Origin of the sequence: Lactobacillus psittaci DSM 15354 (assembly GCF_000425905.1) — a bacterium.
Classification (GTDB): Bacteria; Bacillota; Bacilli; order Lactobacillales; family Lactobacillaceae; genus Lactobacillus; species Lactobacillus psittaci.
The window spans coordinates 41,273-55,295 of sequence record NZ_KE384474.1 but is presented as its reverse complement, the minus strand read 5'-3'; the positions used below and the strand labels follow the sequence as shown (position 1 = coordinate 55,295).

General features: G+C 38.5%; 8 protein-coding genes and 3 tRNA genes. 1 reads left to right on the top strand and 10 read right to left on the bottom strand.

What is annotated here, in order from left to right; genetic code table 11:
* Nucleotides 1-12: 12 nt before the first annotated feature.
* The 6 genes from rpoB to H628_RS0106320 form a co-directional block, all read right to left on the bottom strand.
* A complete protein-coding gene (gene rpoB, locus H628_RS0106345; RefSeq protein WP_027825706.1) occupies nt 13-3,651 on the bottom strand; it encodes a DNA-directed RNA polymerase subunit beta in 3,639 nt (1,212 codons plus the stop codon).
* A 228-nt stretch (nt 3,652-3,879) separates the two neighbouring features.
* A complete protein-coding gene (locus H628_RS0106340; protein WP_027825705.1) occupies nt 3,880-6,342 on the bottom strand; it encodes an ATP-dependent Clp protease ATP-binding subunit in 2,463 nt (820 codons plus the stop codon).
* Nucleotides 6,343-6,444: 102 nt separating this feature from the next.
* Nucleotides 6,445-7,335: a YczE/YyaS/YitT family protein gene (locus H628_RS0106335; RefSeq protein ID WP_027825704.1), complete on the bottom strand. Its 891-nt coding sequence runs from the start codon at nt 7,333-7,335 to the stop codon at nt 6,445-6,447.
* A gap of 112 nt (nt 7,336-7,447) precedes the next feature.
* A tRNA-Gly gene (locus tag H628_RS0106330) sits at nt 7,448-7,519 on the bottom strand.
* A 59-nt stretch (nt 7,520-7,578) separates the two neighbouring features.
* Nucleotides 7,579-7,652, bottom strand: a tRNA-Pro gene (locus H628_RS0106325).
* A gap of 42 nt (nt 7,653-7,694) precedes the next feature.
* Nucleotides 7,695-7,769, bottom strand: a tRNA-Gly gene (locus H628_RS0106320).
* A gap of 202 nt (nt 7,770-7,971) precedes the next feature.
* On the opposite strand from H628_RS0106320, the gene H628_RS07410 reads away from it, so the two are divergent.
* Nucleotides 7,972-8,271, top strand: coding sequence for a DUF2785 domain-containing protein (locus H628_RS07410; protein WP_236692252.1), 300 nt, complete (start codon nt 7,972-7,974; stop codon nt 8,269-8,271).
* A gap of 62 nt (nt 8,272-8,333) precedes the next feature.
* Here the strand turns inward: H628_RS07410 and lysS are convergent, their stop codons facing one another.
* The 4 genes from lysS to ftsH form a co-directional block, all read right to left on the bottom strand.
* Entirely contained in the window at nt 8,334-9,857 is a 1,524-nt protein-coding gene (gene lysS, locus H628_RS0106310; RefSeq protein WP_027825703.1) for a lysine--tRNA ligase, read from the bottom strand.
* A 26-nt stretch (nt 9,858-9,883) separates the two neighbouring features.
* On the bottom strand, nt 9,884-10,909 hold the full coding sequence (dusB, locus tag H628_RS0106305; RefSeq protein WP_027825702.1) for a tRNA dihydrouridine synthase DusB: 1,026 nt from the start codon (nt 10,907-10,909) through the stop codon (nt 9,884-9,886).
* Nucleotides 10,910-10,989: 80 nt separating this feature from the next.
* The gene (gene hslO / locus H628_RS0106300; RefSeq protein ID WP_027825701.1) at nt 10,990-11,868 is read right to left on the bottom strand and encodes an Hsp33 family molecular chaperone HslO; all 879 of its coding nucleotides are present in this window, start codon (nt 11,866-11,868) and stop codon (nt 10,990-10,992) included.
* A 42-nt stretch (nt 11,869-11,910) separates the two neighbouring features.
* Nucleotides 11,911-13,995 carry an ATP-dependent zinc metalloprotease FtsH gene (gene ftsH / locus H628_RS0106295; RefSeq protein ID WP_027825700.1) on the bottom strand — a complete coding sequence of 695 codons (2,085 nt, stop codon included), beginning with the start codon at nt 13,993-13,995 and terminating at the stop codon, nt 11,911-11,913.
* Nucleotides 13,996-14,023 lie beyond the last annotated feature (28 nt).

Genomic DNA, 14,023 nt, shown 5'->3' with positions numbered 1-14,023 from the left:
TTTAACCCCCTACTACTTAGAAACGGAATCATCAGAAGCTTCATTTACTGGACTAGTTTCAGTCTTTTCAGAAGTTTCTTCTTCAGACTTGTTTGCTTCTTCGGCCAACTTCTTCTTTTCTTGTTCTTCAGCTAAACGAGAAAGAGTATCGATATTCAAGTGTTCATTTGAGTCTTCATCCATGTCACGGAGCTCAATTTCCTTGTGATCCATGTCAAGCACACGAATATCAAGACCCAATGATTGTAATTCCTTAACCAAAACGCGGAATGATTCAGGAACACCTGGCTTAGGAATTCTTTCACCCTTAACAATTGCTTCGTATGCCTTTACACGTCCTACAACGTCATCTGACTTGTAAGTCAAGATTTCTTGCAAGGTGTAAGCTGCACCATAAGCTTCAAGGGCCCAAACTTCCATTTCACCAAATCTCTGTCCACCGAATTGTGCTTTACCACCAAGTGGTTGTTGAGTAACAAGTGAGTAAGGCCCAATTGAACGTGCGTGAATCTTGTCATCAACCATGTGAGCAAGCTTCAAGTAGTTCATGATACCAACAGAAACACGGTTGTGGAATGGTTCACCGGTACGGCCATCATAAATGACAGTCTTACCATCTTTACTCATACCAGCTTCACGTAAAGTTCTGAATACTTCATCTTCGTTAGCTCCGTCAAATACAGGAGTACATACGTGAATACCAAGTTGACGAGCAGCCATACCAAGGTGTAATTCAAGCACCTGCCCAATGTTCATACGTGATGGCACACCCATTGGGTTCAAGCAGATATCTACTGGACGACCATCTGGTAAGAATGGCATATCTTCTTCAGGAACAACAACGGCAATAGTACCCTTGTTACCGTGACGACCAGCCATCTTGTCCCCAACTTGAATCTTTCTCTTTTGACAGATGTAAACTCTAACCATAGTGTTAACACCTGGTGAAAGTTCATCTCCACCTTCACGAGTAAAGACTTCAACGTTTTGGACAATACCGCCACCACCGTGTGGTACGCGAAGTGAAGTATCACGTACTTCACGAGCCTTTTCACCGAAGATGGCGTGAAGTAATCTTTCTTCAGCTGATAATTCAGTTACACCCTTTGGAGTAACTTTACCAACTAAAATGTCGCCGTCTTTAACTTCTGCACCGATTCTAACGATACCTTGTTCATCTAAATCTTTAAGTGCGTCTTCACCAACATTAGGAATTTCACGAGTAATTTCTTCAGGTCCTAATTTGGTATCACGTGCTTCTGATTCGTAGTCTTCAATGTGAATTGAAGTGTAGATATCATCTTTTACCATTCTTTCACTAATCATGATGGCATCTTCATAGTTATACATGTTCCAAGTCATGAATGCGATTAATGGGTTTTGACCTAAAGCTAATTCACCTTCAGCCATTGATGGACCGTTAGCAATTACTTCGCCCTCAACAACCTTTTCACCCTTCTTAACGTTAGGAGTTTGGTTGTAGTTCTTGTTGGCATTTGAACGACGGTATTTCTCAAGCATGTACTTGTCTAAAGTACCATCTTCACGGCGAACTCTAACTTGATCAGCATCAACATATTCAACTACACCGGCAGCTTCAGCAATTAAGGCGTCACCTGAATCGTGAGCAGCACGGTATTCCATACCAGTACCAACTAAAGCAGCATGTGGATTAATCAAAGGAACCGCTTGTCTTTGGTGGTTAGCCCCCATCAAAGCACGGTTAGAGTCGTCATTTTCAAGGAATGGAATACATGCAGAAGTTACAGAAACAACTTGCTTAGGAATAACGTCCATGTAGTCAATCTTGTCTGGGGTAACTTCGAGGTTGTCATCCTTGTAACGAGCTAAGATAAGGTTTTCTTTAAATGAACCATCTTCGTTAAGTGGAGTGTTAGCACCAGCAATGATGTAATTATCTTCCACATCAGCAGTTAAGTAGTCAATCTTGTCAGTTACCTTGTGAGTCTTCCAAGAAACACGACGGTATGGTGTTTCAATGAAACCATACTTGTTGATAACTGCGTAAGTAGCCATTGAGTTAATCAAACCAATGTTAGGACCTTCTGGTGTTTCAATCGGACATAAACGACCATAGTGAGTATAGTGCACGTCACGAACTTCATAACCAGCACGGTCTCTTGACAAACCACCAGGCCCCAAAGCTGACATTCTACGCTTGTTAGTTAATTCGGCTAATGGGTTGTTTTGGTCCATAAATTGAGAAAGTTGTGATGAACCAAAGAATTCCTTAACACTAGCAACAATAGGTCTAATATTAATCAATTGTTGTGGTGTTACGGTATCAGGATCTTGAATTGACATTCTTTCACGAACAACACGTTCCATTCTTGCCAAACCGATTCTGAATTGGTTTTGTAAAAGTTCACCAACACGACGAATACGTCTATTACCCAAGTGGTCAATATCATCAGTAGTACCAATTTCATCTTGTAAAACAAAGAAGTAATTGATTGATGCCAAAATATCAGCTGGAGTAATGTACTTAACATCAGCTGCAATGTGACCGTTTGAAATTAACTTAACTTCTCTTTCAGGGTTAACCTTTGAGAAGACCTTAATTTCTTGAACAGTAATTGGATCTTGCATTACACCTTCTTCAGATGGGGTGTAAGTAACCATCTTGAAGTCATCACGATCTAAGTACTTTTCAAGAGTATCCATTACTTCGTGGGTAACTACAGTACCTTTCTTGGCAATAATTTCACCAGTATCTGGATCTGCTAAAGTTTCTGCCAAAGTTTGGTTAAGTAAACGATTCTTAAGTGAAAGCTTCTTGTTAATCTTGTAACGACCAACTGGAGCTAAGTCATAACGACGTGAGTCAAAGAAACGTGCAAATAAGAGTGAACGTGATGAATCAGTAGTCTTAGGTTCACCTGGGCGAAGTCTTTCATAAATATCCTTCAATGCTTCAGCTACACGGCTATCTGCAGGATTATTATGAACATCCTTTTCTAAGGTGAATTGCAAAGTATCACTCAAGCCAAACATGTCTTGAATTTCACTGTCTGAGCCAAAGCCAAGTGCCCGAATTAAAACAGAAATAGGCAACTTTCTAGTTCTGTCAATACGTACATAAGAAATGTTCTTAGCATCAGTTTCGTATTCAAGCCAAGCACCACGGTTAGGAATTACAGTAGCACCGAAGATTTGACGAGAGTTCTTGTCAAAGTCGCTATTGTAGTAAACACCAGGTGATCTAACAAGTTGTGAAACGATAACTCTTTCAGCACCGTTGATAATGAATGAACCTGACTTAGTCATTAATGGCAAATCGCCAAAGAAGACGTCTTGCGTCTTAATTTCACCAGTTTCATGATTAGTAAGCTTCAAAGTTACTCTAAGTGGAGCAGCATAATTTGCATCATGGTGGCGTGCTTCATCAATAGTACTCTTAGCTTCTTGAAGCTTGTAGCCAACAAAGTCCAAAGATAACTTACCAGAGAAGTCATTAATTGGCATTACGTCTTCAAAGACTTCACTAATACCCTTATCTAAGAACCACTTATATGATTCGGTTTGTACATCAGTCAAATTAGGTAATTTAACTACTTCTTTAATGTGAGAAAAACTACGTCTTGTCCGGTGTTGACCGTAATTCACTAAATGTCCGTCCAAGGAAAACATCCTTTCTGTCGTAAAGAAAACAAATATTACATTTGTGTTACAAATTAAAAAACTGGTATTTTTGAGCATAAAAAAACAAAAACAACACTTTTTGTCGTTTTTGTTCTTATCAGCTTACTGGACAATAGATCAGCAAGCTACTGAATATCAGCCTTTTTGGAAAATCAAGGCTAATTATAGCAAAAATCAGGCTTTTTTGTCAACTACAAAACCCTATAAACTCGGGATTTATTTGGCTTTTGTTTGATTTGAAACACTAAATTTCAAATGGCCCTTACTAGCTCCAATTTTAAGAATTTGTCCAGAAGCAAGCTCACCTGTAATCAACATATCTGATAGCTTATCTTCAACCATTGATTGAATTTGGCGACGTAGTGGCCGTGCTCCCATTTCTGGATCATATCCCTTTTGGGCAATCAAATCTAAGGCAGACTTTGAAAACTTCAAAGTAATATCTTTCTTAGCTAAGCGTTCAGTTACACGTTTAGTAAGTAAAATTACAATCTTACGTAAATCAGCTTTAGTTAATGGATTAAAGATAATTTGTTCATCAATTCGATTCAAAAATTCTGGTCTAAAGAATTCTTTAGTAGCCGTAGCTACTTTAGCTGCCGTTTGCTTTTGTAAATCAACATCGCTAGCCATAAAGCCGACCGTCTTATCACTGACTAATGACCTAGACCCTAAGTTAGAAGTCATAATAATAATCGTATTTCTAAAGTCAACTTTTCGACCCTTAGCATCAGTCAAAAATCCATCATCTAGTACTTGTAAAAGCAAATTAAAGACTTCAGGATTGGCTTTTTCTACTTCATCAAGTAAGACGACTGAATATGGATGCCGGCGCACTTTTTCAGTTAAAAAGCCGCCTTCTTCATAGCCTACATAACCCGGAGCCGCACCAATTAACTTACTTGCAGAAACAACATCAGCATATTCTGACATATCAATTCTAATTAAGTCACTTTCAGCACCAAAAATTGAACTAGCCACTGCCTTTGCTAATTCAGTTTTACCAACACCTGTTGGCCCTAAGAATAAGAAAGAACCAATAGGTCGCTTTTCATCTTTAATTCCACTGCGACTACGCTTGATAGCCTTAGCAACTGCACTCACTGCCTTATCTTGTCCAATTACGCGCTTATGTAAACTCTTTTCTAGATTTACTAATTTCTTAGTGTCATCACGCTTCATTTCAGTTACTGGTACACCAGTCCAATCAGAAACAATTTGTGCAATGTCGCTTTCAGTCACAACTGCATTTTTAATAGCTTTCGCACGTAATTTTTCAACTAATTTAGCTTCTTTTTGGTGAAGCTTTTCTTCATCATCACGTAAACTAGCAGCTTTAGAGAAGTTTTGCTGTTCAATTGCGGTCTTTTTATCTTGCTTAATTTTAGTTAATTGCGCTTCTAGTTCCTTTAAGCGAGGATCGCTACCAACAGTATTCTTAATTTTGACACTAGCACCTGCTTCATCAATTAAATCAAGCGCCTTATCTGGGAAAAAGCGATTAGTTAAATAGCGTGCAGCAAGTTCAATTGCAGCAGTAATTGCTTCATCAGTATATTTAACATGGTGGTAACTTTCATATTTAGCTTTAAGGCCTTCAACAATTTCATAGGTTTGTTTCTTTGATGGTTCACTAACCTTAACCGGTTGAAAACGACGAGCTAAAGCCTGATCTTTTTCAATATATTTTTGATATTCATCAAAAGTTGTCGCACCAATCAATTGAATATCGCCACGTGCAAGTGAAGGTTTCAATAAGTTAGATGCATCTACCGCACCTTCAGCACTACCAGCGCCAATAATAGTGTGTAATTCATCTAAGAATAAGATAATATTACCGGCTTCTTTAACTTCTTGTAATAGCTTCTTAACTCTGCCTTCGAATTCACCACGATACTTAGTCCCAGCAACCAAGCTAGCCATATCTAACGAAAGAATCCGCTTATCAAGTAAAATATCAGGTACATCTCGATGAACAATCTTATAAGCAATTCCTTCAGCAATCGCGGTCTTACCAACACCAGGTTCCCCAACCAAAACAGTGTTGTTCTTAGTTCGTCTAGCCAAAATTTGCATTACTCGCTTAATTTCAGTGTCACGACCAAATACTGGATCAATCATTCCGTCTCTAGCTCGTTGGTTTAAATCAACTGTAACTGCTGCTAATGATTTATTGTTATTTGAATTATCATTTGGCATCATTTGATCCATAAAACTATTATTAGCTGGCTTTTCGATTGCTCCACTATCTTTTAAAGTCAAAGATATTTCTTTTCTCAAACTATCTAAATCGATATTCAAGTTCTTTAAAATCATCCCCGACAATATTTGTGGAGTCGCCACTAAGCCAAGTAAAATATGCAACGTTTTAATCTCAGAAAAGCCATCTTTTCTAGCTTCTCGTTGGGCAAAATTCAAAGCTAGAGTTAAGCGTGGCGACATTTCCATATAAGTAGTTTTAGAAGCTGAGCCACTGCCAGTATAATGCTGAATTTCTTCGCGAATCGCTAAACTAGTGACACCCATTCGGCGCAAGAGCTTACCAGCATTTCCTTTTGATTCAATTACCATAGCCAACAAGACATGTTCAGTTCCAATCATTCGATGCTGAAATTGTTGTGCCTGTTCTTTTGCAATCTTCAAAACTTCATTAGCACTTTGACTATAAGAATTTTCCATATCATCGCCGCCTCTCAAAGAATTAACTAGACTATTGTACCTTTTTCCTATTTCTAATGTAAAACAAATTACTCATTAGGTTAAATATTCTACCCTAATTAACTATTGATTCTTTCTCTTATTTAATTCTTCTTCAATCATCTTATATTGAGCAAGATAGTTTTCATAAGTTTGCTTAGAGTTGGCTAAATTACGACGGGCAATCTTTTGCTGAGTCTTTAAGTCAGAATTAGAATAGCGTCCTAACTTTGCCTGCATGATTTCAGTTGCTTCATAAGTCTTAGCGACCGATTCATAGGTTCTGCGTCCCATTGCAGATAAAAGAACGGTAACCTTATTTCTAGTATCTGGACGAGTCAAGTGATCAATAAAAGCTACTAGTGGATCACTTATATGTTCATTCCACCAAGTAATCAATGGTCCAGTAAAGAAGGCTACAATAATCGTCGCAAAGCCAACTGGGCCACCAAATGCTAAAGCACCAGCCATAAATAATACGTCTTGGATAATTCTAGTTATCTTATATGAAGATTTGAATCTTTCAGAAAAGATTGGCGCAATTGCATCATATGGTGCAACTCCTAATTTAGGCCCCATATAAAGAGATGAACCTAAAGTAAACAGAAGTAATCCAATAACTGTGTCAGCCACAATTACCAAGAAAGTAATCTTCTCAGGGAAAAGTTGATTATAGATTTGAGTAAAGAATTGAATTTCAAATCCTACCATAATCATATTAACAAAAGTTCCAATTCCAATTTTTTTGCGGTCAAGCCATAAAATCAGTAAGAAAATTACAAAATTAACTGATAACTGGAAAATCCCTAATCCTAAACCTAGCTTATTGGAAATTCCAGTGTTAATTGCAGTAAATGGATCAAGCCCAACATTACCACCACGTAAGAAAGTGGCTCCAATTGATAAAACTGTTACCCCGACAATTGACATTAAAGTTTTTAGAGCGAGATTACCAAAATTAAGTTTTTCTTTCAAAAAAAGACCCCCTTTGTTTTAATAATTATATCAAAGGCGGTCTGAAAAAATAATTAATATACTTTTTGAGTAAAACAAAAAGGATTCACGATTGTGAATCCTTATCTAGTAGAGCGGAAGACGGGATTCGAACCCGCGACCCCCACCATGGCAAGGTGATGTTCTACCACTGAACTACTTCCGCATAACAGAGTTTATTATAGCAAACCTTACTAAATTTGCAAAGACTTTTTTGAATAATTATCGGGAAAACCGGATTTGAACCTGCGACCTCTACGTCCCGAACGTAGCGCTCTACCAAACTGAGCTATTTCCCGAAGCTAACAAAAAAGGATTCACTAATGTGAATCCTCATCTCGTGGAGCGGAAGACGGGATTCGAACCCGCGACCCCCACCATGGCAAGGTGATGTTCTACCACTGAACTACTTCCGCATGTCATTTAGCACATCTATTAATATACCATAGCGGAAATTTTTTGCAAGCACTTTTTTATAAAATTTGTTATTTATGATAATGTAATATATAAAAAATAGGAGCTATTTATCTATGAACACACTAGCTGCCCTCAAGCAAAAGCTCAATTTTTCTCAAGTTTCATATAAAACAGATGAACTAAACTTTTTAATGAACCATATTGTTAATCAAATATTTAAAAACAGAACATGACTTTACTGCATCGACTCCAGAATATGGCTGGATAGATGCACTTCCGCATTGTTGTGATGCCTTAAGTGAAGCAATTAAACAAAAGAACTTTTCTTCCCAGTTAGTTGAAGATTTATTTCAGGCAACTGACGAGCTCTTAAAGAATATAGATAGAAATTTAGATTATGATGAATTTTCTTGCTTAGCTACTATTTTTATCAACGGCTTTAAGAATAAGAAAATTACTAAGCAGCAGCTTAGTTTGTGGAATACAAAACTTACAAATTAAAAAGATGAAAATTCTCACCTAACAAAAAATGACTAGCTCAATGCTAGTCATTTTCATTATCTTTACTTATCTAAATCAATGTCTTTTTCTTCGTCATGAATTCTTTCAGGACGCATAGTTGGGAAGAGCAATACATCACGAATAGCTGGTGCATCAGTCAAAAGCATTACCAAACGGTCAATACCAATTCCCAACCCACCTGTAGGTGGCATACCGTATTCAAGCGCACGTACGAAGTCTTCATCAATAACATCGGCTTCATCGTTACCTGCATCACGTTCTGCCATTTGAGCTTCAAAACGTTCTCTTTGATCAATTGGGTCGTTCAATTCGCTGAAGGCATTACCATATTCCATCCCCATAATGAAGATTTCGAAACGATCAGTAAATCTAGGATCATCAGCGTTCTTCTTAGCAAGTGGTGAGATTTCAACTGGGTGACCATATACAAATGTTGGGTTAACAATTGACTTTTCACCGAATTCTTCGAAGAAGGCGTTGATAATGTGGCCCACCTTCCAGAATGGTTCAACATGAATTCCGTGTTCTTCAGCAACCTTCTTAGCTTCATCAAGAGTCATTGGCTTCCAGAAGTCGACGCCAGTTTGTTCCTTAATTAAGTCAACCATGTGAACACGTCTAAATGGCTTACCTAAGTCGATTTCAGTACCTTGGTAATTTACCTTACCATCATCAGTAACTACTTTAGCAGCAGCCTTAATAATACCTTCTGCTTCGTCCATAACATCATGGAAGTCCCAGTAGGCACAGTAAGTTTCAAGTTCAGTAAATTCAGGGTTGTGACGAGTGTCAACACCTTCATTACGGAATACACGACCAATTTCGTAGACACGTTCCATACCACCAACAATCAAACGCTTAAGTGGTAATTCCAAGGCAATTCTAAGGTATAAGTCAATATCCAAAGCATTGTGGTGAGTAATAAATGGACGAGCTTCTGCACCACCTGGAATATTATGAAGTACTGGAGTTTCAACTTCCAAGAAGTCTCTACTGTTCAAGTAATCTCTGATGGCTTGAATAATCTTAGTTCTGTGAACAAAACGCATGTATGAATCATGGTTAGTCATCAAGTCAAGGTAACGTTGACGATAAATTTGTTCAACATTTTGTAAACCATGGTACTTGTCAGGAAGTGGACGAAGAGCCTTTGATAAGAAGCTTACGTGGTGAGCACGAACAGTAAGTTCACCAGTATCAGTCTTCATAACTTCCCCTTCAATTCCCAAGAAGTCACCTAAATCGGACTTTTTGAAAATTTGGTAGTTTTCTTCACCAACAATATCTTTACGTACGTAGATTTGAATCTTACCAGTACGGTCGTAAAGATCAGCAAAACCAACCTTACCCTTACCACGCTTAGCCATCATACGGCCAGCAATCTTGGTTTGTGGCATGTCTGCATTTAATTCATCTTTATCTTCACCCTTGTACTTTTCATCTAAAGTGCGGGCTAAATCAGTTCTTTCGTACTTTCTACCAAATGGCTCAAGACCGCTTTCGCGTAATTCTTCAAGCTTTTGGCGACGAACAATTAATTGGTCATTTAATTCATTTTTTGCCAATTTATAAATCCTCCGTTATTCGTTACTTATGATTCCTTTGCTTGCTGTCTAGCTAACTTGGCTGCTTCACGCTTTTCATAGTCTTCCACAAACCCATCAAGTAAATCATACACTTCTTGACGAGTCCATACTTCATTTATTTTAGCACGAGTTCTGGCTGAACGGGGAATTCCCTTCAAATAATACGCAGCTTGCTGACGAAATTCTGGGACAGCAACCTTCTCTCCTTTTAATTCTACCAGACCATCGAGTTGATGCTTAGCAGTTTCTATTTTTTCACGAACTGTTTGTGGACGCAACTTTTCTCCTGTTTCCAGGTAATGCACCATGTCTTTAATTTCCCATGGATTACCTAAAGCAGCACGGCCAATCATGACTGCTGTTGCTCCAACTTCATCAATCATCTTTTTCGCTAATTCAGGACTAGTAATGTCCCCATTACCAACAAATGGAATTGTTAAGGCATTAGCTACTTCATGTAAGGTCTCCCAATCTGCTTCACCTTGATACATTTGTTTTCTAGTCCGGCCATGCATAGCTAACATGCTAGCTCCTGCTTCTTGAGCAGCTAAGGCATTTTCTACTGCAAAAATATGCTTACGGTCCCAGCCCAAACGCATCTTAACACTAACTGGCTTTTCAACATTTTGGACTACTTTATGAACCATTTGATAAATCTTATTAGCATCAAGTAACCACTTAGAACCAGCATCAGTCTTAGTTACTTTAGGAACTGGACATCCCATATTAATATCAATAATGTCAGCTGCTGTATTTTGATCGATGAATTGAGCAGCTTCAAGTAAAGTTTCTTCAGTCCCACCAAAAATTTGAATACTCATAGGGTGTTCATTTGGAGCAACTTGAAGCATATCAAGAGTCTTCTTATTGCGATAAATAATCCCATGGTCAGAAATCATTTCACAAACAACAAGGCCAGCTCCAAATTCTTTACAAACAACCCGAAATGCAGCGTTAGACACACCTGCCATCGGTGCAACGACAACGCGGTTGGGAATCGTAATGTCTCGAATCTTCCAGCTATTTGTCACTGTTACAACTTCTCCCTTTTTAAATACCCTAATATCATACCAGAAAAGGCGCCAAGTTCAAACTTAGACGCCTTAAAAAGCTAGTTTTCTTCTTTATTTGCAATAATTTCACTTAATTCATCAGCTGAAAAGTGGTACTTTTCCTTACAAAATTGGCAAGTCAATTCTGCTCCATGATCTTCAGTTAACATTTGCTTCAAATCACTAGTCTTTAAAGTTGCTAACATTTTGCCATATTTTTCTTTTGAGCAATCACACTTAAAGGCTACTGGATCTTTTTCTAAAATCTTCAAGTCTGGTCCTAAAATCATTTCTGCTAACTTTTCAGGACTAGTCTTATCTAACAAAAGCTCTGAAATATGAGGTAAAGCCTTAATTCGCTTTTCCACTTCGCTAATCAAAGCATCACTTGCACCTGGAAGAGCTTGAAGCATAAAACCTCCAGCTGCTCCAATCTCATTATTGGCATTTACAAAAACAGAAAGGCCAACTGCGGCTGGGATTTGTTCACTTTTTGCTAGGTAATAAGTAAAGTCTTCTGCAATTTCACCAGAAACAATTGGTACTTCACCTGTATACGGCTCACCAACGCCTTGCTTCTTAGTTACTTGAAGCCAGCCTTGACCAACAGCCTTTTTAACATCAATATGACCATCGCTTCTAGCTGGTAAAGCGATATGCGGATTTTGTACAAAACCTTTACTAGTAAAATCACTTTTAGCAGTCACAACGCAGGCGCCAACTGGGCCATTGCCGAGCAAACGAACTGTTAGTTCTTCATCTTCTACCAAACTAGCAGCTGCAAGCAGTGTTGCTCCCAGCATAGTTCGACCTAAGGCTGCACTAGAAGCTGACCAAGTATCTTGGCGCTTTTGCATTTCAAAGATCATATCTTTGGCACTAATTGTCAAAAGTCTTAAGTTCTTTGTTTTATCAATTGCTTTTACTAAATAATCCATAACCTTTTCCTCACAAAAATAGAGCCTTTGCGGCTCTATTTTTTAATCTTGCTCTTCTGAATTATCAGCCTTATCTACCTTAGTTGATTCTTTGTCTGATTCTTCAGACTTAGTTTCAACTTCAGTAGCTTTTGCTTCAGGTTGAGCTTTTTCATGTTCTTTCTTTTCCATAGCAGCCTTAGCTTCTTCATAAGTTGAAGCCTTTGATTCACTAGGGAATTGATCTTGGTCAGTTTCTGGCATCTTACCAGTCTTGTATAAAGCCATAATTTGCTTTTCGTTCAAAGTTTCATACTTAAGCAATGCTTCAGCAATCAACTTATGTTTTTCACGATTATCTTTAACAATTTCGATTGCCTTTTTATGAGCTTCATCCAAAATCTTCTTAACTGCTTCGTCAATCTTAGCAGCGGTAGCTTCACTATATGGCTTTACGCCATATTCAACTTGGCCTTCTTTTTCCAGTTGAACCATGCCAAGTTCATCAGTCATACCATAGTTAACTACCATGCTATGAGCAATTGCAGTAGCCTGTTCAAAGTCATTTGATGCCCCAGTTGAACGGTCACCAATAACGACTTCTTCACCAGCTCTACCACCCATCAAGCCGACGATTTGTTCCATCAATTGCTTCTTAGTCAAAATGAATTGATCATCCTTAGGAAGCATGATGTTATATCCGCCTGCACGGCCACGTGGAACAATTGTAACTTTTCTAACTGTTCTTGAATCGCTTAAAACCAAACCGCAAATTGAGTGACCGGCTTCATGGAAGGCAACCCGTTTTCTTTCTTCATCAGAAATCATCCGATCCTTCTTAGCTGGCCCAGCAATTACACGATCTTCAGCTTCATCAATATCAGCAGCAGTAATTTCAGTCTTATTTCTTCTTGCTGCAACTAAAGCAGCTTCGTTCAAGACGTTTTCAAGGTCAGCACCAACAAAGCCTGGAGTTTGACGAGCAACTTCTTTCAAGTCAACATCATCTGCTAAAGGCTTGTTCTTAGCGTGGACACGTAAGATAGCTTCACGTCCCTTAACATCTGGACGACCCACTAAAACTTTCCGGTCAAAACGACCTGGACGAAGTAAAGCAGGGTCTAAGACATCTGAACGGTTAGTTGCGGCCATGACGATAACACCTTCATCACCTTCAAAACCATCCATTTCAACTAATAGTTGGTTCAAGGTTTGTTCACGTTCATCGTTACCACCGCCAACACCATTACCACGACGACGACCAATGGCATCAATTTCATCGATAAAAATGATACTTGGTGAAGTCTTCTTGGCATTTTCGAACAAGTCACGAACACGTGAAGCACCGACACCGACGAACATTTCGACAAAGTCAGAACCTGAAATTGAATAAAATGGTACACCAGCTTCACCAGCCACAGCACGTGCAAGTAAAGTTTTACCTGTACCTGGAGGCCCTTCAAGTAAGACCCCAGATGGAATTCTAGCACCGAGTTTTAAGTAACGTGATGGATCACGTAAGAATTCGACAACTTCAACTAATTCTTGCTTTTCTTCTTCTTCACCAGCTACATCTGAAAAACGAACCTTATTCTTAGTTGGATCTTCTGGCTTAACCTTGCTCTTACCAAAGTTAAGCACACCACCACGGCCACCGCCACCAGCAGACTGATTCATCATCATCCAGAACATAACGATGAAGAAAATTGTTGGGACAACAGTGATCAAAGTAGCAATCCATGATCCAGATTGTGATTCACCTTGTGCCGTAATCTTAGCACCATATTTAGTAGCCAAAGATTCAACAGTTTTAACACTACTATTGTTTTGTAGCATGTTGGTATTGAAGCCGGAAACCGTCTTTGAACTATTTCCTGTTAAAAAGTCATAAGAAGCAGTCTTACTTGATGATTTCTGAGCTTTTTTGTAACTACCAGAAATGCTATATACTCCATTTGCGGGCTGTACACTAAAGCTTTTTACTTTACCATTTTTTAATTGCTTTACAAATTGAGAATAACTAATATTCTCGGTTGAACCAGCAGCTTTACCACCACCAAGGGCCCAATTAATGCCCCAAAGAAGTAGTAGGAATACAATGATATAGAAAAGGCCATTAGTGAAAAGCCGATTCCGTTTATTTTTCATGAAAACCTCCACGAAGTTTCTTAGAATT